The organism is Variovorax sp. J2L1-78 (genome assembly GCF_030317205.1).
GTDB classification, from domain to species: domain Bacteria; phylum Pseudomonadota; class Gammaproteobacteria; order Burkholderiales; family Burkholderiaceae_C; genus Variovorax; species Variovorax arabinosiphilus.
The window spans coordinates 390,071-414,728 of sequence record NZ_JASZYB010000001.1 but is presented as its reverse complement, the minus strand read 5'-3'; the positions used below and the strand labels follow the sequence as shown (position 1 = coordinate 414,728).

Here is a 24,658-nt window from a genome sequence, read left to right as displayed (position 1 = left end):
AAGCACCAGGCTCTCCTGGCGCTTCCTCATAGCTCGTCGAACAGGGGCGCGGTGCCAAGGGGCCGCGCCCCTTCTTTCGCCAGCATGCGCAGTTTGGCCAAGGCGCCACCCGGGGCGGAAAAGCCGCCCGGCCGACCGTCGGCCGCCAGCACGCGGTGGCACGGCACGAGGGGCGCGAAGGGGTTGCGCCCCAGCGCCTGGCCGACCGCCCGCGCCAGGCCCTTGCTGCCCAAGGCCTCGGCCACTTCGCCATAGGTGCGTGTTTCGCCAGGCGGGATGCGGCGCGCGAAGTCGTACACGCGCCGATGGAAGGCCGGAACACCCGCATCGTCCAGCGGCACCTCCAGCAACAGCTCCTTCGATGTGCCTGCCAGCACGGCGACGAGGGCGTCGATGACGGCCTGCACCGACGGCGGCGGTACCGCCTCCTCCCCTGCAGGAAAGCGCGCGGCCATGCGGGCCAGCGTCGCGGCCGCATCGTCCTCGGCCTCCGGCAGCTGTGCGCCAGCGATGCCGCGCGGGCTCCAGGCGATGCCGCAGGTGCCGACGGCCGTCGGGAAGATGGCGAAGCCGTGGGTGGCCGTCATGCCATGCCCCGGGTCGCGCCGTCGAGCTTCACGTGCGCGACCAGAAAATCCAGCATCGCGCGCACCCGCGCCGGCAGCCGGCCGGCCTTGCCCAGATAGACCGCATGGATCGGCTCCATTTCGTGCGGGTTGAACGCCTCCATGACCTTCACCAGCCGGCCCGCGTCGATGTCGGCCTGCACGTGGTACAGCGACAGCCGCCCCAGACCAACGCCGTCGAGCACCAGCCGCCGCAGCGCCGAGCCATCGCCGACGCGCATGTTGCCGACGATCGGCATCTCGACGAACCGGCCGTCGACCGACAGCGGCCAGTCGGGCACCGCGCGCCGGTAGCTGGTGCCCAGGCGGTTGTGAGCCTCCAGTTCTTCCGGCGTGTGCGGCGTGCCGTAGCGCGCGAGGTAGGCCGGTGAGGCCACGATCGCCTGGCCGGTCTCGCCGAGCCGGCGCGCGACGAGGTCCGACGAGGGCAACTGCCCCCAGCGCACCGCGATGTCGGTGCGCTCGTCCATCAGGTCGACCACACGGTCGGTCAGCGAGACATCGACCGTCACCTGCGGGTGCCCTTCGAGAAAGCGCGGCATCAACGGCAGCAGCACATGGTGGCCGAAGGGCACGCTGGCGTTGATGCTGACCCGGCCACGCGGCGCGGCGCCGGAGGCGGCACAGCGTTCGGCCTCGTCCATGTCGGCCAGCACCCGCACGCTGCGCTCGTGGAACTGCTGGCCTTCGGGCGTCAACGTGAGCTTGCGGGTGGAACGGTGCACCAGTTGCACCGCCAGGCGGGACTCGAGCCGCGCGACCAGCTTGCTGACCGCGGAGGGCGTCATACCGAGCGCGCGTGCCGCGGCCGAGAAGCCGCCACGCTCGACCACCTGCACGAAAGCTTCCATCTCGCCGGAACGGTTCACGTCGATGCGGGGCATATGTGATTTCAATTCACAGCAGTCGATCCGGCGGGCATTCTAGTCACAGCGCAGGAGCGTCGGCACATTCGACGCATCATGCCCATCGCTCTTCTCGCCCTCACCGTCGGTGCCTTCGGCATCGGCACCACCGAATTCGTCCTCATGGGCCTGCTCCAGCAGGTCGCGGACGACCTTCATGTGTCCATCGCCGCTGCCGGGCTGCTGATCTCCGGCTATGCGGTCGGCGTCGCCATCGGCGCGCCGGTGCTGACCCTCGCCTCCCGCCGGCTGCCGCGCAAGACGGTGCTGCTCGCGCTGATGGCGATCTTCACGCTCGGCAATCTCGCCTGCGCACTGGCACCGAGCTACGGCTGGCTGATGGCGGCGCGCGTCGTCACGGCGCTCGCGCACGGCACCTTCTTCGGCGTCGGCGCTGTCGTGGCGACCGGCCTGGTCGCGCCGGAACGCCGCGCCTCGGCCATCGCGATCATGTTCACCGGCCTCACGGCGGCGACCATCCTCGGCGTGCCGGCGGGCGCCTGGCTGGGTCTGCACCACGGCTGGCGCGCGTCGTTCTGGGCCGTCACGGCGATCGGCGTGCTGGCCTTCGTCGTGCTCGCGCTCTTCGTGCCCCGCGGCCGGCGCGATGGCGTGCTGCCGCCGCTGCGCGACGAACTCGCCGTGCTGGGCCGGCCGCAGGTGCTGCTCGGCCTGGCGATGACGGTGGTCGGCTACGCCGGCGTGTTCGCCGTGTTCACCTACGTGCAGCCCCTGCTCAACCGCCTGACCGGCTTCTCCGACGGCGCGGTCTCGGCCGTGCTGCTGCTCTTCGGCGGCGGCATGGCCATCGGCAACCTGCTGGGCGGCCGGCTGGCCGACCGCGGCGTGATGCGCGCCGTGCTCTGGACGCTGAGCGTGCTCGCCCTGGTGCTCGCCACGCTGCAGTTCGCCATCGGCTCGGCCGTGCCGGCGATCGTCTTCTTCGCCGTGCTCGGCGTCGCGTCCTTCGCGACCGTGGCGCCGCTGCAGATGCGCGTGCTCGAGAAGGCCTCGGGCGCCGGCCAGAACCTGGCGTCGAGCCTGAACATCGCAGCCTTCAACCTCGGCAACGCCATCGGCGCCTGGGTCGGCGGCGTGACGATCGAGCGCGGACCGGGGCTGGCATCGCTCGGCTGGGTGGCGGCGGCGATCACGTTGGTCGGCCTGGGCATCGCCCTGTGGAGCCGCGCGCTCGATGGCCGCGAGTCGGCCATGCCGGTGTGCGCGCCAATGAAGGCCTGACTTTCCTTTTCATTCAACACGAGAACACATCGCATGGACTATCGCTACCTCGGCCGCTCCGGCTTCCAGGTGCCCGCCCTCGGCTTCGGCGCCGGCACCTTCGGCGGGCACGGCCCACTCTTCAGCGCCTGGGGCAACACCGACGTGGCCGGCGCGCGGCGCATCGTCGACCTGTGCCTGGACGCCGGCGTGACGCTGTTCGACACGGCCGACGTCTACTCGAACGGCGCGTCGGAAAGCATCCTCGGCGCGGCGCTCAAGGGGCGGCGCCACCAGGCGATCGTCTCGACCAAGCTGTCGCTGCGCGCGGGCGACGGCCCCAACGACGCGGGCGCGTCGCGGCACCACCTGCTCGCCGGCGTCGATGCGGCGCTCAAGCGCCTCGACACCGAGCACATCGACATCCTGCAACTGCACGCCTTCGATGCGATGACACCGGTCGAGCAGGTGCTGCGCACGCTCGACGACCTGGTGCGCGCCGGCAAGGTGCGCTACATCGGCGTGTCGAACTTCTCGGGCTGGCAATTGATGAAGTCCCTCGCGGCGTCCGACCGCCTCGGGCTCGAGCGCTACGTCGCCAACCAGACCTACTACTCGCTGATCGGCCGCGACTACGAATGGGAGTTGATGCCGCTGGGCATCGACCAGGGCGTGGGCGCGATCGTGTGGAGCCCGCTCGGCTGGGGCCGCCTGACCGGCAAGATCCGCCGCGGCCAGCCCCTGCCGGCCGACAGCCGACTGCATGCGACCGAAGGCTTCGCACCACCGGCCGACGCCGAGCGTCTGTACCGCGTGGTCGACGCGCTCGACACGGTCGCAGCCGAGACCGGCAAGACCGTCCCGCAGATCGCCATCAACTGGCTGTTGCAGCGCCCCACCGTCGCCAGCGTGCTGATCGGCGCGCGCGACGAGGCGCAACTGGTGCAGAACCTGGGTGCGGTGGGGTGGTCGCTCACGCCTGAACAGGTAGCGCGGCTCGATGCCGCGAGTGCGGTGACGCCGCCCTACCCCTACTACCCGTACTGGAACGGGCAGTTCGCCGAGCGCAGCCCGGTGGCGGTGTGAAGCCGCCGGCCATGCGGCGACCTCTGGGAACTTGCAAGGGCCGCGCGTCATCCGAGGGGCCATGAACGCGACATCCGCCCCAGGCTCTGCCGGTCTGCCCCGCCGCACGGTGGCCGCCGCGCTCGTCGCCGCGCCGGCACTCTGGCTCGGCGTTCGCGCGCAGCCCGCGACGACGCGCGTGGCCACACCGGCGCAGACCGAAGGGCCCTTCTACCCGGTGCAGTTGCCGGCGGATGCCGACAACGATCTCTTGCGCAACGGCACCCTGAACTACCGGGGCGGTCAGCCGACCTGGGTCGATGGCGTGGTGACCGACCTCGACGGCCAACCCTTGCGCGGGGCACAGGTCGAGATCTGGCAGTGCGACGAGCACGGCCACTACCACCACCCGGGCGATGGCGACCGCGCCGACGCCGCCTTCCAGGGCTTCGGCCGCGTCAACGTGGCCGCCGACGGCAGCTACCGCTTCCGCACCATCCGGCCCGTGCCCTACACCGGCCGCACGCCGCACATCCACGTCAAGGTGAAACTCGGCGCACGCGAACTGCTGACCACGCAGCTCTACGTGGCGGGCGATGCCGGCAACGCCCGCGACTTCCTGTGGCGCAACCTGTCGCCGGCAGCGCGCAATGCGGTCACCGTGCCCTTCGAGCGCAGCGCGGACGGATGGCGGGCGCGCTTCCCGATCGTCGTGACGACCTGATCGCAGGCCACCCGCACACGGCGTTACATCGCGTCGACGCCCGCTGCTTACGATGGCGAGTCTTCAGGAGACCGCCATGACGAGCAAGAACACGATCTGCCTCTGGTACGACAGTGACGCTGTCGAGGCTGCAACCTTCTATGCCAGGACTTTTCCCGACAGCGCCGTGGGCGCGGTGCACCATGCGCCGGGCGACTACCCCGATGGCAAGCAGGGCGATGTCCTGCTGGTCGAGTTCACCGTCATCGGCATCCCGTGCATCGGGCTGAACGGCGGCCCGCACTTCAAGCACAGCGAAGCCTTCTCCTTCCAGATCGCAACCGACGACCAGGCCGAGACCGACCGCCTGTGGAACGCGATCGTCGGGAATGGCGGCCAGGAGAGCGAGTGCGGCTGGTGCAAGGATCGGTGGGGGCTGTCGTGGCAGATCACGCCGCGGGTACTGATCGACGCGCTGACCAACCCCGATCGCGCGGCAGCCAAGCGCGCCTTCGACGCGATGATGACCATGCGCAAGATCGACGTCGCAACGATCGAGGCGGCACTGCGCCGCTGAGCCCGTGTCCGGGTCGACGGCGCCGCGCCGCGCAGCGCACCTCGGCTCAACTCACCGGCGAAACGAAGGAGATCAGCCGCCCCATGCGGGCGATGAAGTTCGAGGTGATGATGAACTGCGGCCGCTCGCGCGGCACATAGGGTGCGATGTCCGGCGGCACATCGGCCGGGTATGGGGAGGTGTCGTAGATGTCGCCCACATGGCGGCTGCGGTAGGCGGTGCCGGTGTACGGCGTCGTGGGGCCGTCTCCGCGGTAGGGGTTCACGATCTCGGGCACCGGTGCGGTCCAGTACTTGCCGTCGACCAGGGCACCGATGATGGTCTGCACCTCGGACTCGGGCACCGTCGGCGTCTTCAGTACCGCCCCTTCGAAGAGATCCGGAAAGTCGACTTCGCGCACCGCCGCGAAATACTTCGGCAGCGCCCGCGACGTGCTCGCCCGAAGCGGCGACTTCGCGACCATCGTATCGACCTGCGCCTGGCTCATGGCGTTGTACTCGTCCAGCCGCTTCTGCAGCCCGGCGGGGTCCACCGTGCGGCCCGACGAGTAGTGACTGATGGTGTTCGTGATGTCCTTGTCGAAGAAGTAGGCGCCGTTGTGGATGTTCGACCCGTAGCGATGGATGAACAGCGGGTCGTTGGTGTCGAGCTCGATGAAGGTCGCCACGTTGCGACCCGCCAGCAAGGGATTGAGCGTCGCGACATTCGCCGGCAGCTGGATGGACGGCGACTTGAGCCAGTCGATCGCCTTCTGCAGTTGCGACAGGTACTTGCGGTCGCCGGTCAGCGTGAAGTAGCCCAAGAGCTGCTGGACGTTGGTCTGCGTGGTGTGCGTGGCGAGCGACCGGGGCTCGTACGAGCGGGCACCCGCCGGAGCCCCGGCCAGCCGGCCGCCGGTGTCGCGCGACAGATGCTGCAGGCTCCAGCCCGACTGCAGCGGCTGCACGGCCGAGGTCCATTGCATGCGCTGCATGCAGTCCATCGCGCGGGTGATGCGGGTCACCAGGTCGGTCCGGCCCAAGGCCATCACGCACATCGTCAGGAACTTGATGTTCTCGCCCATCACGTCGTCGTTGAAGGTGACGTGCAGCGTGTAGTCGCCGTCTTCCATGCCCGTTCGCGCGCCCGCCGGCACCTGCGACGGGTTGGGCAGCGGCATCGAACTGATTGCATTCGGGTTGTGCGGAAAGCGCTGCGGCCAGCCGCCGTCGGCCACGCCGAACTGCGGCCCGAACTGTGCGTCGGTGATGAACTGGATGGCCTTGTCGGTCGCGGCCTGATAGACCGGATCGCGCTTCTCCAGGTACATGCGCAGCATCAACTGCGAGGCCACGGCGGTGGTGGCGTCGTCGAAGGTGGCGTTGCCGTAGTAGTGCTGGAACTCCTCCAGCCGCCAGCCGTTCTTGCCGACGGTGTCGTACCAGTGCTTGAGCGATTCCTCGCCGGCGAAGTCGTAGATGTAGTTCCAGCCGCCGGAGGCATGCTGGGCGGCAGCGACCGCCTTGGCGGTGCGGTCGGCGGCCTGGTAGAAGCGCTCGTCGCCGGTGGCATGGTAGGCGTCCAGGTAGATGTGGCCGATGGACGACGTGCCTGGCGGCTGCAGCCACAGCATGGTCCGCTTGGCTTCCATCTCGCCGAAGGTCTGCGTCAGGTCGGGGGAGTACGACCAGACGTAGCCGCCGCGGTAGGAGACCACGTCGTCCATGTAGCTGGCAGCGCTCTTCAGGGCGGCGGTGGCGGTGGCCTGGGGGGTCGGCGCCGGAGCGGGCGCGGGTGCCGGTGGGGAGTCGTCGCCACCGCCGCCACACGCGGCCAGGGCGAGCGGCGACAGCGCCGCGATTGCAAAGTCTCTGCGTTTCATGAAGGACCTCTTTGGGTTTGAATGCCGGCCACATGCCGGGCCCTGGTCGTCTGATGTCGTATGACATCAGTTGTCTCGACGACACGGGCCACCGGATTCTTGCGGTCAGCTCCCAGTCAGGTCAAACGAACTTCCCTGTTGCGGACGCGGTGAAAACTTGCACGATGTCGTACAACGACGTAGGCAGCGTCAGAACGCTGTCGCCTTCGGGGCGCCACCAGACCTTGTTCCGGCGCTCAACCGCCCTGCCTGAGGCGCCGGTATTCGCTCTTCTTCATCGCCAGGTAATCGGCACGTTCGGTCTCGTGCAGCTGGCGCGCGTACTGCTCGGTCGCGTCGAACCAGGCCGCCAGCCGGCGGTCCAGTTGCTCGGGCTTCGGCGCACCGAGGAAGGCGTCGATCGCCAGGTAGTAGCGCATGGTGTTGCGCTCGACCACGCCGCGGACGCCGCCGATCGGCGCCGCCGCACCCTGCCGCCCCTGGCCGCTGGTGACGGTGAAGCCCACCTTGCCGCTGCCCAGCGTCCCCAGATAGGCCTTCATCGCGAATCGCGCTGCGGTGCCGTAGGCATAGGAATAGGCCAGGTGCACGAAGGACCGGCCCTGCGACAGTGGCACGGCCTCCAGGACGATGCGATAGTCGCGCGTGGACAGCGGCCCTTCGTTTGCGGACAGCTGCACCGACAGGTAGTCCGCGCTGTTCGCCGCCCGCGTCCAGGCGAAGGCCACGCGCTGCGCCTGATCGAGCGGCTGGTCGAACTTGCGGCCCACCGCCACCTCGATGGTGGTGCCCTGCCCCTCGCCCTTCACGGCGCAGTGCTTGGTGTTCAGGTGCAGCATCAGCACCTCGCACCAGTTGGCAGGCGTCGCGAGCGCGCCGGTCTCGGCGAAGGGATGGTCGACCACGGCGTAGATGTCGCCGCTCAGGCGCTCCGGACTTTCAGCCGAATCCAGCACCAGCGGCCGCTTGAACGGGTTGTCCGCCAGCCGTGCGGCGAGCGCGCCATGCTTGGCCTGAAGCGACGCGCCATCCTGCGCCAGCGCCGGTCCGATGAACGCCAGCGCCAGCAGTGGTGCCCCGACGAGGAGCGACAGACGGGGGTGGCGGAGCGCGGCGGGCGCGCGGTTCTTGCGGTGCAGCATGGTCGGGCCAAGCTAGCACGCCGCCGACGCTCGGCGTGTAGTTCAGGACCGCAGTTGCGCGCGCAGCTGCTGGCCGATGTCGGGCCGCTCCAGGAAGGGATCGGCCGGGTTGGTGATCGACACGATGCTGTCCATCCGGCTCTTGACGTTCCCCAGCGCCTTCGGGTGGCTGAAGATGTAGAACTGGTTGGCGGCGATGGCGTCGAACACCTTGCCCGCCACGTCGGCAGCGCTCACCTTGCCGCTGCTCACCGCCTTGGCCGTCATGGCCTGGCCGATCAGCTGGCTCTTGGTGAGCTCGCCGGCGGGTAGCGTGCCGGGGCGGTTGCGTTCGCTGCTGTGGATGCCGGTCGCGACGAAATACGGGCACAGCAGGCTGGCGCCGATCTGGTCGGTAACCAGCGCCAGGTCCTGATAGAGCGTCTCGGTCAGGCTCACGACCGCGTGCTTGCTCACGTTGTAGACCCCCATGTTCGGCGGCGTCAGCAGGCCGGCCATGCTGGCGGTGTTGACGATGTGGCCGCGGTACGACGGGTCCTGGGCCGCGGCGGCCAGCATCATCGGCGTGAAGAGGCGCACGCCGTGCACCACGCCCCACACGTTGACGCCCAGCACCCATTCCCAGTCGGCCACGCTGCTTTCCCAGACCAGGCCGCCGGCGCCGACCCCCGCGTTGTTGAAGACGAAATGCGGTGCACCGAAGCGCGCCTGCACCGCTTCGGCCAGTGCTTCCATCTGGTCGGCCTTCGACACGTCGACGCGCCGCGCCAGCACCTGCGCGCCGGCGGCCTCCATCTCGGCCTGGGCCCGATCGAGCGCGTCCTGCTGCACGTCGACCAGCACGAGGTTCATGCCGCGCGCCGCCCCGATGCGCGCGCATTCGAGGCCGAAGCCGGAGCCGGCGCCGGTGAGAACCGCTGTCTTGCCCTTGAAATCCTGGATCATGGATGCGTCCTTGTCTGGTCTGTCTCTGTGGCTGCGTATTGAACCGCGTTGCGATGCCGGGCGATGTCCTGCGTGCGACCTCGGCCGCCGCTCAGGCCAGCCGCGTGAACCCGTCGGCGCTCCACGCCTCGCTGCCCACGCCGTGGTGCACGCAGAACAGGCCGTCCGGGTCGTAGCGCAACTTCACCGCCTGCAGGCGCGCGTGGTTGGCGCCCCAGAAGGCCTGCTGCCAGTTCGGCTCGAAGAAGTTGCTCTCCGCAAGGTACGCACCGGTGTCCGGCGCCACGCGTCGCAGTTCCGCCGCGGCGCGGCCGACGGCCTCCGCCTGGCGGCGGGCGAGTGCCACGTCGGGCTCATGGCCCGCGACACCGGGATAGGCCGGCGGGCCCTCGGTGCCGAGGATGGCGAGTGCGAAGGCATCGATCACGTCCGGGTTCATCGCGGTGTCGCGCGCACCGGCCAGCGCTTCGTCCGGCGCACCGGCCAGGCCCTTGTTGACGTGCAGGGACACCGGCCAGTGGCGCGACGCCGCGAACAGCGCATCGGCCAAGGCATCGCGCTGCTCAGGCTGCAGCAGCGCGGCCGGCAGCCAGGCGGACTGAAACGCATGCAGCACCTGCCCGGCCTGTCCCTGGTCGCCGGGCCAGAAGACGTTGGTCTTGGGCGCGCCGGGGCGGTCGTCGGTGCGCAGGAAGCCGAGCGCGCGTTTCATCAGTGTCGGCGACCAGAACTCGCGTGCGGAGGTCGAGATGATCGCCAGCGGCGCGAAGTCGACCTCGAAGTCATCGGGCGCCTGCGCCAGCGCATCCCGAAGCGGCTGCCAGACCGCCTGCGCCTGGCTGCGGGTGAGCCCCTGGAACACCATCGACACCTGCACCGTGTTGTTGCGTCGCAGGCGGATCTGCTCACCCCAGTGCGGGTTCATCAGCGCCTCGGCATAGAAGCCGAGCACCATGCCGATCAACGTGCGGAAGGCGGGGGTGGACTTGGCGCGGATGGTGAGGTTCACGGCCCCGAAATCGTCCGGCAGCTCATGCACCCGCAGCGTCAGCCGCGTCACGATGCCCAGGCTGCCGCCGCCACCACCCTTGAGCCCCCAGAACAACTCGGGGTGCGTGCAGGCGTTGGCGATGCGCACCTCGCCGTCGGCCGTCACCACCTCGGCTTCCAGCAGGCTGGACGATGCCAACCCATAGCGCTTCGAAAAGCTGCCGAAGCCACCGCTCTGCACCAGGCCGGCAACGCCGACCGACAGGCAGCCGCCGCCCTGCACATAACCGCCCGCCTGCGTGCTGACCGCGTCGTACACCTGGGCCCACAGCGCACCACCCCCGACCGACACCGCGCGCTGCGGCGCCGCGCTGCCCTCGCAACCCGCGGCGACGAACGCATCGTGCATCTCGATGGCATTCATCCCGCGCATCCACACCAGCAGCGAATCCGGTGCGTTCGAGGTGCCCTGGTAGCTGTGGCCGCCGCTGCGCACCACCAGGCGCAGGCGGTGCTCGCGCGCGAAATCGACCGCAGCCACGACATCCCCGGTTTCGCGCGCTGCCACAACGAAGATGCTGGGCATCGATGTCCAGGCGTCGACCCAGCAGAGTGTCTGGGTAAGCGCCGGGTGGTCGCTGATGAAATACGGGTTCTTCACGGCACTGAAGAGCCGCGCGCATTCCGCAGCTGCGGGCGTGGCGCGGCAGGCCATCAAGGGCGAATCGATCACCGAAAGCCGCCCGTTGGTCCGTCGGCTCAGTTGCTGCCATGCGGCCGCCGACGGCCAGCCCGGCTCGCCGGGCCGCACGCGCGCCAGGGTGGCCGTCGATGGCTGGGCGTCCGCGGCCGTCCATGCCGAGAGCGGCACCCACGGCAGCGTGGCCGCGATCCGCAGCATCCGCCTGCGCCGGTTGTCGGTCGAGCGCAGGTGCGGCGGCCCCGCCTCTGGCATCAGGCCTGGACCTGGCGCAGCACGTAGCCGATGCGCGGGAAGTGCACATGCAGCGTGCCCGCGCGCGGGTCGGTGCGGCGCAGCGTGTAGTGGGTCCGCGTGGCGGCCATCAACTCACCCTCGGTCGGCTCGGGGCCGAAGCTTTGCGAGGTGATGCTCACGCGGCTGCCCAGCGCAATGCCATGCTCGTCCTGGAACGTGCTGTCGGTCAGCCGCGTGTGCGGCACCGATGCCGCGGCATGCGCGATGGCGGTGGCGGCGTCGGTCGTTTCCATGGTGCCGTGGCCGATGGCCGCCATGCGGTCCATCCAGTCCAGCACCGCGGGCGTGAGCTGCAGCACGCCGCTCATCGACGGCGTTCGCTTGCGCGTGAACCACAGCGGGTGGTAGCAGGCGAAGTCGGCGATGGTCGGCACCTCCCCCAGCAGGTAGGGTGTGTCGTCGAGCATGTCCGACAGGCGGCGCAGGTACGACTTGTAGGCGCCGGTGGCATCGGCCGGGCGCAGCCGGACCATGTTCGTGCTCATGGCACGGCGGTCGTCGGCGAAGGCCTGGGCCGCGCCCGGCGGCGCCTTGGCAAACAGGTCCTCGACCCCCTTGGGACTGAAGCTGTGCGCCATCCCCGTCCAGAACAGGGTGTCGTCGGCCCATTGCGCCAGCGTGCGCGCCAGGCCCTTGCTCGGCTCCGGATAGAGATAAGGCTCGGGCTGCAGATGCTCCAGCACATCGCAGATGAGCGCGCTGTCGCAGTAGATGTCGGCACCGACCTGCAGGAAGGGCGTCTTGCGGTAGCCGCCGGTGAGCGCCTGCACATCGGGCTTGGGCATGATCTGCGGCACGATGACGGAGCGCCAGGCCAGCTTTTTGTAGCCGAGGACCAACCGGATCTTCTCGGAGAAGGGCGAGGTGGCGTAGTGGTGCAGGATCAGGTCGGACATCGTGGCTTTCTCCGGGGCATTCTTGAAGTTCAGTGCGGCATCGCGCGGGCGATGATCGCGTCGAGATCGGCACCGGTGCCGAGCGTGCCGAAGGCATGGCCCCAATCGCCGCCCAGCCGTGAGGCGCAGAAGGCGTCGACCACGGCCGGCGGTGCGGTCTGCGCCAGCAGCGCGGCCTGCACCGCCAGCGCCACGTCCTGCGCCAGGCGGCGCGCCTCGGGCTCGGTGGCCATCGCATCGATGCGCGACGGCAGTGCGTCGGCCAGCCGGTCGAGCGCGGCATGCGCGCCGCGGGCGGGCGCCAGCTCATGGGCCAGCGCAGCGACCACGTCGCCCTTGCGCGTGGCGCGCAGCAGGTCGAGCGCCATGATGTTGCCGGCGCCTTCCCAGATCGAGTTGAGCGGCATCTCGCGGTAGATGCGGGCCATCACGCCCTCGCCGCCCTCCTCCACGTAGCCGTTGCCGCCCAGGCATTCCATCGCCTCCTGGGCGAAATGGCTGCCGCGCTTGCAGATCCAGAACTTGGCGACCGGCGTGAGCAGGCGCGCCATGAGGCGCTCGTGCGCATCGTCGGCGCGGTCGAAGGCGCGCGCCAGGCGCAGGGCGAGCGCGGTGGCGGCCTCGCTTTCGAGGGCCAGGTCGGCCAGCACGTTCTTCATCAGCGGTTGCGCGATGAGCGGCTTGCCGAAGGCGTTGCGCTGCGCGGTGTGGTTCAGCGCGAGGGCCAGCGCCTGGCGCATCAGCCCGGTGGTGCCGAGCGCGCAATCGAGCCGCGTCATCGTGCCCATCTCGAGGATCTGCGGAATGCCGCGGCCCTCTTCGCCGACCCGCCAGGCCCTGGCGGCGTGGAACTCGACTTCCGAACTCGCGTTGGCCTGGTTGCCCAGCTTGTCCTTCAGGCGCTGAATGCGGACCGCGTTGCGCGTGCCATCGGGCAGGACGCGCGGCAGGAAGAAGCAGCTGAGCCCGGCGGGTGCCTGCGCCAGCACCAGGAAGGCATCGCACATCGGCGCCGAGAAGAACCACTTGTGGCCGGTCAGCACATAGCGCTCGCCCCAGGCGTCGCTGCCGTCGCGCACCGCCTGCGTGGTGTTGGCGCGCACATCGGAGCCGCCCTGCTTCTCGGTCATGCCCATGCCCATGGTCACGCCGGCCTTGTCGCGCCAGGACACCAGCGCCGGGTCGTAGGCGTGGCTCGTGAGCTTCGGTCCCCAATCGGCGAAGACCGCCGCGTTGCCGCGCAGCGCCGGCGTCGCGGCGTAGGTCATCGAGATCGGGCACAGGGTGGACGGCTCGAGCTCGGTGAAGAGCATGAAGCCGGCAGCGCGCTGGACATGTGGCGACGCACTGCCACCGGCCCACGGCGTGCCGTGCAGGCCGGCGCCGACGGCAGCGCCCATCAGTGCGTGGTAGCTGGGATGGAACTCGACCTCGTCGATGCGCCGGCCGAAACGGTCGTGCGTGTGCAGCACCGGCGCGTTCGTGTTCGCGAGCCGCGCATGCGCCTGCATTTCGGGCGTGCCGACCGCAGCGCCCAAGGCGTCGAGCGGTGCCGGATCGAGCTGCGGCGCATTGAAGGCCAGCGCGTCGCGCAGCGCGTGGTTCGTCCGGAACAGGTTGTAGCCCGCGAGCGGCGCAGGCTGGTTGAAGACCTCGTGCGTCGCGTCCATGGGGGCCTCCGGTCCTCGTCGGCTAGACCAGCTTCACCAGTTGCTTGCCGAAGTTCCTGCCCTTGAGCAGACCGAGGAAGGCTTCGGGCGCCGATTCGATGCCCTGGGCCACCGATTCGCGCGGTCGCAATTTGCCGCTGGCGACCAGGCCGCCCAGTTCCTTCAACGCCTCGGGCCACACGTCCATGTGCTCGCTGACGATGAAGCCTTCGACCTTGAGGCGGTTGATGAGGATCAGCGCCGGGTTCGCCAGCGGCATCGGCGCACCGTCGTAGCCGGCGATCATCCCGCACAGCGCGACCCGCGCGAAGGCGTTGGTGCGCAGCAGCACCGCGTCGAAGATGTAGCCACCGACGTTCTCGAAGTAGCCGTCGATGCCGTTCGGGCACGCTTCCTTGAGCGCCTTGCTCATCGTCTTGATGTCCGGGTGCGCGCGGTAGTCGATGCAGGCGTCGAAGCCCAGTTCGTCTGTGACGTAGCGGCACTTGTCCGGGCCACCCGCGATGCCGATCACCCGGCAGCCACGGGCCTTGGCCAGCGCGCCAAAGGCACTGCCGACCGCGCCGCTGGCGGCCGTGACCACCACCGTGTCGCCTGCCTTGGGCGCGATGATCTTCACCAGGCCGTACCAGGCGGTCACGCCCGGCATGCCGACCGCGCCGAGGTAGTGCGACAGTGGCACGTGCGTGGTATCGACCTTGCGCAGCGCGCCGACCTGCGCGCCGTCGACCACGCTGTATTCCTGCCAGCCGCCGAAGCCGACCACTTTGTCGCCCACGGCGTACTTCGGGTGCTTGCTCTCGACCACTTCGCCCACCGTGCCGCCTTGCATCACTTCACCCAGCGGCTGCGGCTGCGCGTAGCTTTTCGCATCGTTCATGCGCCCCCGCATGTACGGGTCGAGGCTCAGGTAGTGGTGGCACACCAGAACCTGGTTGTCCTGCAGCGGCGGGGTCTCGGTGGTCACCAGCTTGAAGTTGCTGGCGACGGCCTCGCCCTCGGGGCGGTTGTCGAGATGTTGCTGGCGGTTGGTGGGCATGGGGGTCTCCGGGGTCAGTCCGTCGAGGGCGGACGTTGGGCGTTGGCGCTGGCCGGGCCAGTGGGCAGGCGGCGCGTCACGTACTTGAAGGTGCCGGTCGAATGCGCGCAGGCCTGGTCCTTCGCATCGTAGATCGTAGCCTCGACGAAGGCCATGGTGGCGGTGCGGTGCATCAGTCGACCGCGGGCATGCAGCGGCCCGACGGAAGGCCGCATGAAGCTGGTCTTCATCTCGATGGTGACGACGCCGGACTCGGGTGACACGCTGCGCGCCGCCGCCGCCATCGTGATGTCGAGCAGCGTCATGCAGGCGCCGCCGTGCGTCACGTCGAAGGTGTTCAGATGCTCGGGCTTGGCGGTGTAGAGGATCTCCGACTCGCCGCCCTCGAACTTGGTGAGGTTGAACCCCAGCAGGCGCGCGAACGGGATCTGGCTCATGTACGAGCGGATGCTGATGTCACTCGCGCTCGCGTTCGCATCGCTCATGCCAGCACCACGCTCACGCCGCCGTCCACGGCCATCCACTGGCCTGTGATGTGCTTGCCGGCGTCGCTGGCGTAAAGCACGGTCAGGCCCTTCAGGTCCTCGTCGTCGCCCAGGCGGCCGAGCGGCACGGTGGCGGTCATCTTCTCTTCGCCGATGTTCTGGATCAGCTTGGTCGCCATCTTCGTCATGAAGAAGCCCGGGCAGATCGCGTTGACGTTGATGTTGTACTTGCCCCATTCGGCGGCCAGCGTCTTGGTGAAGCCGATCACGGCGGTTTTCGACGTGTTGTAGGCCAGCGTCTGGATGTCCGGCGGGTTGCCGTTCAGCCCCGCGATGGAGGCAATGTTGATGATGCGCCCCGTCTTCTTCGGGATCATGTACTGGTTGGCCACTTGCTGCGACAGGATGAAGTAGCCGCGCACGTTGAGGTTCATCACCTTGTCCCAGGCCTCGACCGGGTGCGACTCGGCCGGGGCGCCCCAGCTGGCGCCGGCGTTGTTCACCAGGATGTCGATGGCGCCCATGCGTTCGAGCGTCTGGTCGGCCAGGCGGCGGGTGTCTTCTTCCTTCGAGCAGTCGGCGGCGATCCAGCGCGCGTCGATGCCGGCGGCTTGCAGGTCGCCCGTGGCCTGCTCCAGGTCGTCGGCCTTGCGCGAACTCAGCATGATGCGGGCGCCGGCTTCGCCGAGCGCGTGGGCCATCTGCAGGCCCAGGCCGCGCGAGCCGCCGGTGACGAGCGCGGTCTTGCCCTTGAGGTCGAAAAGTTGCTGGACGGTACGTTGGCTCATGGACGCGGTTCCTCGGTCAAACGGCATAGTCGAAAACGCTGCGCGAGACGCGCGCCGGCAGCGTGGCCACCACCTCCTGGTGGCGTGGGTGGACGATGTAGGCCTGGAGCGCAGCCGCGTCGTCGAACACCGCGTAGAGCGCCACGTCGTGGTTGGCCTCCAGGCCATCGGCACGCACCGCCACCTCGAACTCGCGCATGCCGGGCACGATGCCCTTGCAGGTGTCGAGGATCTCCTTGAAGCGCGGCGCCTCGGCCGCGTCCGCCAGATTCCACATCACGATGTGCTTGATCATTGCTTGTCGTCCTTCAAGCGCGAACGCACGTAGATGAGCACCACGCCGACCGCCGCCGCGATGGCGCCAGGCGTGGCGATGCTCCACCCGAGCGCCGCGTCGGTGCGCGACGTGGCGAAGCCAAGAATGAAGGCGAACAGGCCGCCGTAGATCAGGAGCCAGATCCATTTTTCCAGCCGCGCATGCGGCTTGGAGGGTTCGGTCGAGCGTAATTTGGGCATGTAGCTTCCGCTGTGCATATCAGAATGCCTCCTCGGGCAGTTGGGCGCAAACCGGGTCGCGTGTCTCGACCACGTTGAGCCAGGCGCCGATTGTCGGCAGTTCGTAGTGAAAGAAATAGCTCGCAGCCGCAAGCCGTCCGACGGTGGCCGGCGCCGATGCCGCGGGGTCGCCCCCCAGGGAGCGATGCGCGACGTCGAGCCAGATCCACGCCAGCACGGTGTGGCCGAAAGCCTGCATATAGGGTACCGCGTTCGCGAGGGCCTCTTTCGGATCGCCGGTCGACCATGCGGCTTTCGTGGCCGCGCCCACCTGCGCGAGCGCCTCGCCCAGCGCCTTCGCGTGCGCAGCGAGCGATGGCACGGCGGCCGCGCGGCGCGCCGTATCGGCGATGCGCGCGGCCAGCAGCGCCATGCCGCGGCCTTCTTCCATCAGCACCTTGCGGCCCAGCAGGTCGGCCGCCTGGATGCCGTGCGTGCCCTCGTGGATCATGTTCAGGCGGTTGTCGCGCCAGTACTGCTCCACCGGGAAATCGCGCGTGTAGCCGTAGCCCCCATGCACCTGGATCGCCAGCGAATTCGCCTCCAGGCACCATTCGCTGGGCCAGCTCTTGGCGATGGGCGTGAGCACCTCCAACAGCAGCCGCGCTTCGTCGGCGGTCGAAGCATCGGCCGTCTTCTGCTCGTCGACCAATCGTGCGCAATAGAGCTGCAGCGCCAGCGAGCCTTCGCAGTACGACTTCTGCGCCAGCAGCATGCGACGCACGTCGGCGTGTTCGATGATGCGCACCTGCGGTTTCGCCGCGTCCTTGCCTGCCGGGCCCGCGGGCCGGCCCTGTGGGCGCTGCTTCGCATAAGCCAGGGACGCTTCGTAGCCGGCCATGCCCAGCATCGTCGCCGCCATGCCGATGGCGATGCGCGCCTCGTTCATCATGTGGAACATGCAGTGCAGGCCCTTGCCGGGCTGCCCCACGAGGTAGCCGATGGCACCGGCCCGGCCGCCGACCGGGTACTTGCCTTCGCCGAAATTGAGCAGCGTGTTGGTGGTGCCACGCCAGCCGAGCTTGTGGTTGAGCCCGGCCAGCGCCACGTCGTTGCGTTCGCCGGTGAGCTGCCCCTGCACGTCGACCATGCGCTTGGGCACGATGAACAGCGAGATGCCACGGGTGCCGGGCACCAGCTTGCCCTCGGCATCGGGAATCTTCGCGAGCACGATGTGCACGATGTTCTCGGTCAGCTCGTGGTCGCCCGAGGAAATCCACATCTTGTGGCCGGTCAGGCGATAGCGCGGGCCGAGCGGATCGCTCTCGAAATCCGGCCCGTCCGGCACGGCGCGCGTGGCCACGTCGCTCAGCGAAGAGCCGGCCTGCGGCTCCGACAGGCACATGGTGCCGGCCCAGCGTCCCGAGAACTCGTTGAGCGCGAACACCTCTTTTTGCAGCTCGGTGCCGTGCACCATCAGCAGATTCGCATTGCCGCTGGTCAGCATGTTCGAGCCGATGCTGACCGACGCCTTCGCGAAGAAGGCATTGGCCGCCGCCTGCACCGTGTAGGGCAGTTGCATGCCGCCGATGTCGTAGTCCTGCGCCGCCGCGAGCATGCCCGATTCGACGAAGGCCGCGTGCGCGTCGTGCGTGGCCTGCGGCAGCACCACCTTCTCGCCGTCGAAATGGGGCTCCTGCGTGTCGACCGTGCGGTTGTGCGGCGCGTACTTCTCGCGCGCGATGCGCTCGCAGGTGTCGAGCACCGCGTCGAAGGTTTCGCGCGAGTGATCGGCGAAACGCGCCCTCCCGTTCAGTGCGGCGGCATCGAGCCAGTCGTAAAGGAGGAAGTCGAGGGTGGGACGCAGGCTCATCGCAGCGCGATCAGATCACTTCGAAGACACCGGCAGCCCCCATGCCGCCGCCGATGCACATGGTGACCACCACCTTCTTTGCCCCACGGCGCTTGCCTTCGATGAGCGCATGGCCGGTGAGGCGCTGGCCGCTGACGCCGTAGGGGTGGCCCACGGCGATGGCGCCGCCGTCGACGTTCAGCCGGTCGCCCGGAATGCCCAGCTTGTCGCGGCAGTAGATGACCTGCACCGCGAAGGCTTCGTTCAATTCCCACAGGTCGATGTCGTTGACCGTCAGGCCCAGCTTCTTGAGCACCTTCGGGATCGCGAAGACCGGGCCGATGCCCATCTCGTCGGGCTCGCAGCCCGCCACCGCGAAGCCGAGGAAGCGGCCGAGCGGCTTCAGGCCCTTGCGCTCGGCGTAGCGCTCGTCGACCACCACGCAGGCGCCGCCGCCGTCGGAGAACTGGCTGGCGTTGCCGGCCGAGATCACACCACCCGGAATCGCCGGGCGGATGCCGCTGATGCCTTCCTTCGTGGTGCCGGGACGGATGCCCTCGTCGTTCTCGACGGTGACTTCCTTCGTGCGCAGGCCCATCACCGGATCGGCCACGCCGGCCAGCACGGTGATCGGCGCGATCTCGTCCTTGAAGCGACCCGCCTCGAGGGCGGCCGTGGCCTTCTGCTGGCTGGCGGCGCCGTACTCGTCCATCGCGTCGCGGCCGATGTGGTAGCGCTTGGCCACCTGTTCGGCGGTCTGCAGCATGTTCCAGTAGATCTCGGGCTTGTGCTTGACCAGCCAGGGGTCGTGGATCATGTGGCGGTTGGCCTCGTTCTGCACGCACGAGATGCTCTCGACGCCGCCGGCCACGTACACGTCGCCCTCGCCCGCGATGATGCGTTGCGCCGCGGTCGCGATGGTCTGCAGGCCCGACGAGCAGAAGCGGTTGATGGTCATGCCCGAGGTGGTGATCGGCAGACCGGCGCGCAGCGCGATCTGGCGCGCGATGTTCGAGCCGGTCGCGCCTTCCGGCGTGGCGCAGCCCATGATCACGTCGTCAATCTCGGCACCGTCGATGCCGGCACGCTGCACCGCGTGCTGCACCGCGTGGCCGCCGAGGGTGGCGCCGTGGGTCATGTTGAAGGCGCCCTTCCAGCTCTTGGCGAGCGGCGTGCGGGCGGTGGAAACGATGACGGCGTTGGTCATGTGCTTGTCCTTGATGTGATGTGGGCGTTCAGACTCAGCTGAACGACTTGCCGTCGGCCACCAGCTTCTGGATGAGTGGTGCCGGCTCCCAGAATTTGCCGTCGTCGCGCGGGTTCTTGGCGAAGCGCTTCATGGCCTCGGCCACGTTGTACAGACCGACCTGGCTCGCGTAGTGCATCGGACCGCCTCGCCAGATCGGGAAGCCGTAGCCGGTGAGGTAGACCATGTCGATGTCGCCGGACTTGCTGGCGATGCCGTCTTCCAGGATGTGCGCGCCCTCGTTCACCAGCGCGTAGACCAGCCGCTGCACGATCTCTTCATCACTGATCTTGCGCGGCACGATGCCTTCGTCCTTGCGGTGCTGCGCGATCAGGTCGAGCACGACCTGGCTCGGGATCGCGTCGCGTTTGCCCGCCTGGTAGTCGTACCAGCCCGCGCCGGTCTTCTGGCCGAAGCGGCCCAGTTCGCAGAGCTTGTCGGCCGTGCGGCTGTACTTCATGTCGGCACGCTCGGTGGCGCGACGCTTGCGGATCGCCCAGCCGATGTCGTTGCCGGCCAGGTCGCCCATGCGGAACGGGCCCATCGCGAAGCCGAACTTCTCGATCGCCTTGTCGACCTGCTGCGGCGTCGCGCCTTCGTCCAGCAGGAAACCGGCCTGGCGGCTGTACTGCTCGATCATGCGGTTGCCGATGAAGCCGTCGCACACGCCCGACACCACGGCCGTCTTCTTGATCTTCTTGGCCACGCCCATCACGGTGGCCAGTACGTCCTTGCCGGTCTTGGCGCCGCGCACCACTTCCAGCAGCTTCATCACGTTGGCCGGGCTGAAGAAATGCATGCCGACCACGTCCTGCGGGCGCTTCGTGAAGGCGGCGATCTTGTCGACATCGAGCGTCGAGGTGTTCGACGCGAGGATGGCGCCGGGCTTGGCCACTTCGTCGAGCTGCTTGAAGACCTGCTCCTTCACGCCCAGCTCCTCGAACACCGCTTCGATGATCAGGTCGGCGTCCTTCAGGTCGGCATAGCTCAGCGTGGTCGTGAGCAAGGCCATGCGCTGCTCGTAGGCGGCCTGCTTGAGCTTGCCCTTCTTGACCTGCGCTTCGTAGTTCTTCTTGATGGTGGCGATGCCGCGGTCGAGCGCGTCCTGCTTCATCTCGAGGATCTTCACCGGGATGCCGGCATTCAGGAAATTCATCGAGATGCCGCCGCCCATGGTGCCGGCGCCGATCACGGCCACCGACTGGATCTCGCGCTTGGGCGTGTCGTCCGGCACATCGGGGATCTTGCTGGCAGCCCGTTCGGCCATGAAGAGGTGGCGCAGCGCGATCGATTCGGGCGTGAACATCAGCATGGTGAAGAGCCGCCGCTCTTCGGCCAGGCCTTCGTCGAACTTCAGCTTGGTCGCAGCCTCCACGGCATCCACGCACTTGAGCGGCGCCGGGTAGTTCTTCGACATGCCGCCGACCATGTTGCGCGCGAACTGGAAGTACGCATCGCCCTGCGGGTGCTGGCACGGCAGCTTGCGCACCAGCGGCAGTGCGTCGCCCCGCTTGCCGGCGACCGACTTGGCGTAGATCAGGGCTTCGTCGAACAGCGATTCCGCCGACGCCGCCAGGTGATCGAACAGCTTCTGGCCGGGCAGCGCGGCGAGCACCTCGCTCTTCACCGCTTCGCCGCTGACGATCATGTTGAGGGCAGTTTCCACGCCGAGTAACCGTGGCAGGCGCTGCGTGCCACCGGCACCGGGCAAGAGACCCAGCTTGACCTCTGGCAACGCAATGCTGGTGCCCGGCGCGGCCACACGGTAATGGCACCCCATCGCCAGTTCCAGGCCGCCGCCCATGCACACCGAGTGAATCGCCGCGACGATCGGCTTGGCCGACGCCTCGAGCGCGAGGATCACGCTGAGCAGGTTCGGGTCCTGGATCGCCTTGGGCGTGCCGAACTCCTTGATGTCCGCGCCGCCCGAGAAGGCCTTGCCCGCGCCGGTGATGATGATCGCCTGCACCGCGTCGTCGGCGTTCGCCTTGGCCAGGCCGTCGGTGATGCCCACCCGCGTCGCGTAGCCGAGGCCATTGACCGGCGGGTTGGCCAGCGTGATCACGGCGACCTCGCCGAGCACCTTGTATTCAGCCGTCATGCTGCGTTCCTTCGAGTAAGAAGTTGGGAAGAGGAAGAGCGGCGGAGCACGACCCGCGCGGCACATGCGGTGCCCCGTGTCCTGTCTCCGAAAAGAACGAGTGTTCTTTTTTTCTTCGGGAATTCTAGGCATTTCCGGCGACCGGACAACGTCGCCCAGTCGCTGGAGGGACAAAGGGAATCCGGGGTTTTCAGACCTCCAGCCATTCCTTGCGCGTGGCCGCGTCGGCACGCAGGCTGTCGGGCGTGCCGTCGAAGACGATGCTGCCGTGCCCCATGACCAGCGCGCGGTCGGAAATGGCCATCGCGATGGTCAGCTTCTGCTCGATCAGCAGCACGGAAATCCCCCGGTCCTTGAGCCGCTTGAGGTATTGGCCGACCAGTTCGACGATCTTCGGCGCGAGCCCCTCGGTCGGCTCGTCGATGATGATCAGGTCGGGGTCGCCCATCAGCGTGCGGCACAGCGTGAGCATCTGTTGCTCGCCGCCCGACAGCACCCCGGCCTCGGTGTGCTGCCGTTCCTTCAGCCGCGGGAACATCGCGTACATGTCGTCGAAAGACCAGCGGCTGTTCTTCGCGGCCGCCTTGCCCTTCTGGCCCAACAGCAGGTTCTGGTGGACCGTGAGCTTCGGGAAGATGTCGCGGTTCTCGGGCACGTAGCCGATGCCCAGGTGCGCAACCTCGTAGGCCTTGCGGCGCAGGATGTCCTGGCCCTTCCAGTGCAGCGAACCCTCGGCATGCACCAGGCCCATGATGGCCTTGGCGGTGGTCGAGCGGCCCGAGCCGTTGCGCCCGAGCAGCGCGACGATCTCTCCCGCGCCGACTTCGAAAGACACGCCGTGCAGCACATGGCTCTTGCCGTAGTAGGCATGCAGGTCTTGGAGCTTGAGCATCTCAGTGGCCTCCTTGGGCGTCGGCCACGGCAGAGCCCAGGTAGGCCTCCTGCACGCGCGGATTGGCGCGGACCGCGTCCGGCGTGTCGAAGGCGATCACTTCGCCATACACCACCACCGCGATCCGGTCGGCCAGGCCGAACACCACGCCCATGTCGTGCTCCACCGTCAGCAGCGTGCGGCCCACCGTCACCTCCTTGATGAGCGCGATGAAGTGCGCAGTTTCCGTCTTGCTCATGCCGGCGGTCGGCTCGTCCAGCAGGATGACGCTGGCGCCGCCGGCGATGGTCACGCCGATCTCCAGCGCGCGCTGCTCGGCATAAGTCAGGTTCACCGCCAGCACGTCGCGCTTGCGTTCCAGCCCGACCTGGCGGATGAGTTGTTCGGTCCGCTCGTTGGCATCGTCCAGCTTCGACAGGAAGCGCAGGAAGGTGTAGCGGTAGCCCAGGCTCCACAGCACGCCGCAGCGCAGGTTCTCGAACACGCTGAGCTTGGGAAAGATGTTGGTGATCTGGAAGCTGCGCGACAGGCCCAGCCGGTTGATCTCGTACGGCCGCAGGCCATTGACCAATTGGCCGTTGAGCCGCACCTCGCCGCTGGTCGGCGCCAGCCGGCCGCTGATGAGGTTGAACAGCGTCGACTTGCCCGCGCCGTTCGGCCCGATGATGGCGACGCGCTCGCCCGCGTTCACCGCCAGGTTGGCGCCGCGGATGATCTCGGTCTTGCCGAAGTTCTTGCGCAAGTCCTTGAGTTCGAGCGCATAGGTCATGCCGTGACCTCCCGGCGCTTGATCTCGCGCTCGATCTCCTCCTGTGCCTGCCCCCAGGTGCGCACGAAGCGGCGGCGCACGATCTCGAGCAGGCCACCCCCCACCACCATCAGCCCGATGGCGATCGCCCAGCTCGTCGGACTGGAGGTGTCGAGCGTCAGCCCGAAGAATTGCAGCGTCGGACCGAGCGCGGCATTGAGCTGCATGTGATAGATCATCTCGACCACGCCGGCCACGCCCGCGACCAGCAAGGTGCCCGTGGCGATCAGCCCGGCGTACAGCGACCAGAAAGGCTTGAACCTGCCGAACTTGGCGACCCGCAGGTTCATCATGACCAAGCTGGCCACGCCGCCCGGTGCGAACATCACCATGAAGAGGAAGACCAGGCCCAGGTACAGCAGCCAGGCCTTGCTCAGTTCCGACAGCAGGATCGATGCGAACACCAGCAGCACCGCACCGATGATCGGGCCGAAGAAGAAGGTCGCGCCGCCCAGGAAGGTGAAGAGCAGGTACCCGCCCGAGCGAATGCCGTTCAGGCTGTCGGCCGCGTTCACGATCTCGAAATTGATCGACGCCAGCCCGCCGCCGACGCCGGCGAAGAAGCCCGCGATGATGAAGGCGGTGTAGCGCACGCGCTGCGTGTTGTAGCCGATGAACTCCACGCGTTCCGGGTTGTCGCGCACCGCATTCAGGATGCGCCCGAGCGGCGTGCCGGTGAAGGCGTACATGAGGGCGGTGCAGACGAAGCAGTACGCCGCGATCAGGTAATACACCTGGATCTGCGGGCCGAAGGTCAGGCCGAGGAACGGCGTGCCGTACACGCGGTTGGTGGTGATGCCGCCTTCGCCACCGAAGAAGGTCGGGAACATCAGCGCCATCGACGCCACGAGTTCACCGATGCCCAGCGTGATCATCGCGAAGGTCGTGCCCGCCTTCTTGGTCGTCACGTAGCCGAAGAGGATGGCGAAGAACATGCCGCCGAGCCCGCCGACCAGCGGGATCAGCACCAGGGGCACCGGCAGGCTGCCCTTGGCGGCGAGGTTCATCGTGTGGATGGCGATGAAGGAGCCGAGTCCCGTGTAGACCGCATGGCCGAAACTCAGCATGCCGCCCTGCCCCAGCAGCATGTTGTAGCTCAGGCAGATGATGATGAGGTAGCCGATCTGCGAGAGCATGGTCAGCGCCAGGCTGCTGCGGAACAGCATCGGCGCCACGATGAGCGCGACAGCGAACAGCGACCAGATCAGCCAGCGGCCGATGTTCCAGGGCGCGAAACGGTAGTAGCGCGTCGGCGCCGACGAGGGGGCAAGAGCATTCATCTCAGTTTTCCACCACGCCATCGCGTGGCACACAACACATAAGCCTGGCGCGGCCAAAGACCAGGGATGCCGCG

The 24,658-nt window shown here is 68.2% G+C and carries 23 protein-coding genes; 4 read left to right on the top strand and 19 right to left on the bottom strand.

Annotated elements, in window-relative coordinates:
• Window positions 1-26: 26 nt before the first annotated feature.
• Together QTH86_RS01995 and QTH86_RS01990 are read right to left on the bottom strand one after the other, a co-directional pair.
• Window positions 27-587, bottom strand: a complete 561-nt coding sequence (locus QTH86_RS01995; RefSeq protein WP_286646338.1) for a methylated-DNA--[protein]-cysteine S-methyltransferase — start codon at window positions 585-587, stop codon at window positions 27-29.
• Window positions 584-1,510 (bottom strand): LysR family transcriptional regulator, encoded by a 927-nt coding sequence (locus tag QTH86_RS01990; RefSeq protein WP_286646339.1) that lies wholly within the window; start codon window positions 1,508-1,510, stop codon window positions 584-586. Before QTH86_RS01990 ends, QTH86_RS01995 begins: the two co-directional genes overlap by 4 nt.
• A 78-nt stretch (window positions 1,511-1,588) precedes the next feature.
• Between QTH86_RS01990 and QTH86_RS01985 the strand changes: the two genes are divergently transcribed.
• The 4 genes from QTH86_RS01985 to QTH86_RS01970 all read left to right on the top strand — a co-directional run bounded on the left by QTH86_RS01985 (window position 1,589) and on the right by QTH86_RS01970 (window position 5,097).
• Window positions 1,589-2,773 carry an MFS transporter gene (locus QTH86_RS01985; protein WP_286646340.1) on the top strand — a complete coding sequence of 395 codons (1,185 nt, stop codon included), beginning with the start codon at window positions 1,589-1,591 and terminating at the stop codon, window positions 2,771-2,773.
• A 33-nt stretch (window positions 2,774-2,806) separates the two neighbouring features.
• Window positions 2,807-3,838: an aldo/keto reductase gene (locus QTH86_RS01980; protein ID WP_286646341.1), complete on the top strand. Its 1,032-nt coding sequence runs from the start codon at window positions 2,807-2,809 to the stop codon at window positions 3,836-3,838.
• 61 nt (window positions 3,839-3,899) lie between these two features.
• Window positions 3,900-4,541 (top strand): dioxygenase family protein, encoded by a 642-nt coding sequence (locus QTH86_RS01975; protein WP_286646342.1) that lies wholly within the window; start codon window positions 3,900-3,902, stop codon window positions 4,539-4,541.
• Window positions 4,542-4,617: 76 nt separating this feature from the next.
• Window positions 4,618-5,097, top strand: coding sequence for a VOC family protein (locus QTH86_RS01970; protein WP_286646343.1), 480 nt, complete (start codon window positions 4,618-4,620; stop codon window positions 5,095-5,097).
• 46 nt (window positions 5,098-5,143) lie between these two features.
• On the opposite strand, the gene QTH86_RS01965 is transcribed toward QTH86_RS01970, so the two are convergent.
• The 17 genes from QTH86_RS01965 to QTH86_RS01885 form a co-directional block, all read right to left on the bottom strand.
• Window positions 5,144-6,958, bottom strand: a complete 1,815-nt coding sequence (locus QTH86_RS01965; RefSeq protein ID WP_286646344.1) for a pectate lyase — start codon at window positions 6,956-6,958, stop codon at window positions 5,144-5,146.
• Between the two features lie 236 nt (window positions 6,959-7,194).
• Window positions 7,195-8,100: a hypothetical protein gene (locus QTH86_RS01960; RefSeq protein ID WP_286646345.1), complete on the bottom strand. Its 906-nt coding sequence runs from the start codon at window positions 8,098-8,100 to the stop codon at window positions 7,195-7,197.
• 42 nt (window positions 8,101-8,142) lie between these two features.
• The gene (locus QTH86_RS01955) at window positions 8,143-9,045 is read right to left on the bottom strand and encodes an SDR family oxidoreductase (RefSeq protein WP_286646346.1); all 903 of its coding nucleotides are present in this window, start codon (window positions 9,043-9,045) and stop codon (window positions 8,143-8,145) included.
• Window positions 9,046-9,136: 91 nt separating this feature from the next.
• Window positions 9,137-10,936 (bottom strand): FAD-dependent oxidoreductase, encoded by a 1,800-nt coding sequence (locus QTH86_RS01950; RefSeq protein ID WP_286646347.1) that lies wholly within the window; start codon window positions 10,934-10,936, stop codon window positions 9,137-9,139.
• Between the two features lie 53 nt (window positions 10,937-10,989).
• Window positions 10,990-11,928, bottom strand: coding sequence for a glutathione S-transferase family protein (locus QTH86_RS01945; RefSeq protein WP_286646348.1), 939 nt, complete (start codon window positions 11,926-11,928; stop codon window positions 10,990-10,992).
• 29 nt (window positions 11,929-11,957) lie between these two features.
• Window positions 11,958-13,598: an isovaleryl-CoA dehydrogenase gene (locus QTH86_RS01940; RefSeq protein ID WP_286646349.1), complete on the bottom strand. Its 1,641-nt coding sequence runs from the start codon at window positions 13,596-13,598 to the stop codon at window positions 11,958-11,960.
• A gap of 22 nt (window positions 13,599-13,620) precedes the next feature.
• Window positions 13,621-14,637: an NADP-dependent oxidoreductase gene (locus QTH86_RS01935; RefSeq protein ID WP_286646350.1), complete on the bottom strand. Its 1,017-nt coding sequence runs from the start codon at window positions 14,635-14,637 to the stop codon at window positions 13,621-13,623.
• Between the two features lie 14 nt (window positions 14,638-14,651).
• Window positions 14,652-15,122, bottom strand: coding sequence for a PaaI family thioesterase (locus QTH86_RS01930; RefSeq protein WP_286646351.1), 471 nt, complete (start codon window positions 15,120-15,122; stop codon window positions 14,652-14,654).
• On the bottom strand, window positions 15,119-15,910 hold the full coding sequence (locus QTH86_RS01925) for an SDR family oxidoreductase (protein ID WP_286646352.1): 792 nt from the start codon (window positions 15,908-15,910) through the stop codon (window positions 15,119-15,121). The genes QTH86_RS01930 and QTH86_RS01925 overlap by 4 nt, the downstream gene beginning before the upstream one ends.
• Before the next feature lie 16 nt (window positions 15,911-15,926).
• Window positions 15,927-16,205, bottom strand: a complete 279-nt coding sequence (locus tag QTH86_RS01920) for a Dabb family protein (RefSeq protein WP_286646353.1) — start codon at window positions 16,203-16,205, stop codon at window positions 15,927-15,929.
• Entirely contained in the window at window positions 16,202-16,426 is a 225-nt protein-coding gene (locus QTH86_RS01915; RefSeq protein ID WP_286646354.1) for a hypothetical protein, read from the bottom strand. The genes QTH86_RS01920 and QTH86_RS01915 overlap by 4 nt, the downstream gene beginning before the upstream one ends.
• A 19-nt stretch (window positions 16,427-16,445) precedes the next feature.
• A complete protein-coding gene (locus tag QTH86_RS01910) occupies window positions 16,446-18,278 on the bottom strand; it encodes an acyl-CoA dehydrogenase (protein ID WP_286646355.1) in 1,833 nt (610 codons plus the stop codon).
• Window positions 18,279-18,288: 10 nt separating this feature from the next.
• The gene (locus QTH86_RS01905) at window positions 18,289-19,464 is read right to left on the bottom strand and encodes an acetyl-CoA C-acyltransferase (RefSeq protein WP_286646356.1); all 1,176 of its coding nucleotides are present in this window, start codon (window positions 19,462-19,464) and stop codon (window positions 18,289-18,291) included.
• 34 nt (window positions 19,465-19,498) lie between these two features.
• Window positions 19,499-21,604: a 3-hydroxyacyl-CoA dehydrogenase NAD-binding domain-containing protein gene (locus tag QTH86_RS01900; RefSeq protein WP_286646357.1), complete on the bottom strand. Its 2,106-nt coding sequence runs from the start codon at window positions 21,602-21,604 to the stop codon at window positions 19,499-19,501.
• Window positions 21,605-21,794: 190 nt separating this feature from the next.
• On the bottom strand, window positions 21,795-22,496 hold the full coding sequence (locus QTH86_RS01895; RefSeq protein WP_286646358.1) for an ABC transporter ATP-binding protein: 702 nt from the start codon (window positions 22,494-22,496) through the stop codon (window positions 21,795-21,797).
• A gap of 1 nt (window position 22,497) precedes the next feature.
• Window positions 22,498-23,265, bottom strand: coding sequence for an ABC transporter ATP-binding protein (locus tag QTH86_RS01890; RefSeq protein ID WP_286646359.1), 768 nt, complete (start codon window positions 23,263-23,265; stop codon window positions 22,498-22,500).
• Window positions 23,262-24,584 (bottom strand): branched-chain amino acid ABC transporter permease, encoded by a 1,323-nt coding sequence (locus QTH86_RS01885; RefSeq protein WP_286646360.1) that lies wholly within the window; start codon window positions 24,582-24,584, stop codon window positions 23,262-23,264. The genes QTH86_RS01890 and QTH86_RS01885 overlap by 4 nt, the downstream gene beginning before the upstream one ends.
• Window positions 24,585-24,658 lie beyond the last annotated feature (74 nt).

Coding starts and splice junctions, on each gene's coding strand:
- QTH86_RS01995 (WP_286646338.1), bottom strand. CDS start 587: ATGACGGCCACCCACGGCTTCGCCATCTTCCCGACGGCCGTCGGCACC.
- QTH86_RS01990 (WP_286646339.1), bottom strand. CDS start 1,510: ATGCCCCGCATCGACGTGAACCGTTCCGGCGAGATGGAAGCTTTCGTG.
- QTH86_RS01985 (WP_286646340.1), top strand. CDS start 1,589: ATGCCCATCGCTCTTCTCGCCCTCACCGTCGGTGCCTTCGGCATCGGC.
- QTH86_RS01980 (WP_286646341.1), top strand. CDS start 2,807: ATGGACTATCGCTACCTCGGCCGCTCCGGCTTCCAGGTGCCCGCCCTC.
- QTH86_RS01975 (WP_286646342.1), top strand. CDS start 3,900: ATGAACGCGACATCCGCCCCAGGCTCTGCCGGTCTGCCCCGCCGCACG.
- QTH86_RS01970 (WP_286646343.1), top strand. CDS start 4,618: ATGACGAGCAAGAACACGATCTGCCTCTGGTACGACAGTGACGCTGTC.
- QTH86_RS01965 (WP_286646344.1), bottom strand. CDS start 6,958: ATGAAACGCAGAGACTTTGCAATCGCGGCGCTGTCGCCGCTCGCCCTG.
- QTH86_RS01960 (WP_286646345.1), bottom strand. CDS start 8,100: ATGCTGCACCGCAAGAACCGCGCGCCCGCCGCGCTCCGCCACCCCCGT.
- QTH86_RS01955 (WP_286646346.1), bottom strand. CDS start 9,045: ATGATCCAGGATTTCAAGGGCAAGACAGCGGTTCTCACCGGCGCCGGC.
- QTH86_RS01950 (WP_286646347.1), bottom strand. CDS start 10,936: ATGCTGCGGATCGCGGCCACGCTGCCGTGGGTGCCGCTCTCGGCATGG.
- QTH86_RS01945 (WP_286646348.1), bottom strand. CDS start 11,928: ATGTCCGACCTGATCCTGCACCACTACGCCACCTCGCCCTTCTCCGAG.
- QTH86_RS01940 (WP_286646349.1), bottom strand. CDS start 13,598: ATGGACGCGACGCACGAGGTCTTCAACCAGCCTGCGCCGCTCGCGGGC.
- QTH86_RS01935 (WP_286646350.1), bottom strand. CDS start 14,637: ATGCCCACCAACCGCCAGCAACATCTCGACAACCGCCCCGAGGGCGAG.
- QTH86_RS01930 (WP_286646351.1), bottom strand. CDS start 15,122: ATGAGCGATGCGAACGCGAGCGCGAGTGACATCAGCATCCGCTCGTAC.
- QTH86_RS01925 (WP_286646352.1), bottom strand. CDS start 15,910: ATGAGCCAACGTACCGTCCAGCAACTTTTCGACCTCAAGGGCAAGACC.
- QTH86_RS01920 (WP_286646353.1), bottom strand. CDS start 16,205: ATGATCAAGCACATCGTGATGTGGAATCTGGCGGACGCGGCCGAGGCG.
- QTH86_RS01915 (WP_286646354.1), bottom strand. CDS start 16,426: ATGCCCAAATTACGCTCGACCGAACCCTCCAAGCCGCATGCGCGGCTG.
- QTH86_RS01910 (WP_286646355.1), bottom strand. CDS start 18,278: ATGAGCCTGCGTCCCACCCTCGACTTCCTCCTTTACGACTGGCTCGAT.
- QTH86_RS01905 (WP_286646356.1), bottom strand. CDS start 19,464: ATGACCAACGCCGTCATCGTTTCCACCGCCCGCACGCCGCTCGCCAAG.
- QTH86_RS01900 (WP_286646357.1), bottom strand. CDS start 21,604: ATGACGGCTGAATACAAGGTGCTCGGCGAGGTCGCCGTGATCACGCTG.
- QTH86_RS01895 (WP_286646358.1), bottom strand. CDS start 22,496: ATGCTCAAGCTCCAAGACCTGCATGCCTACTACGGCAAGAGCCATGTG.
- QTH86_RS01890 (WP_286646359.1), bottom strand. CDS start 23,265: ATGACCTATGCGCTCGAACTCAAGGACTTGCGCAAGAACTTCGGCAAG.
- QTH86_RS01885 (WP_286646360.1), bottom strand. CDS start 24,584: ATGAATGCTCTTGCCCCCTCGTCGGCGCCGACGCGCTACTACCGTTTC.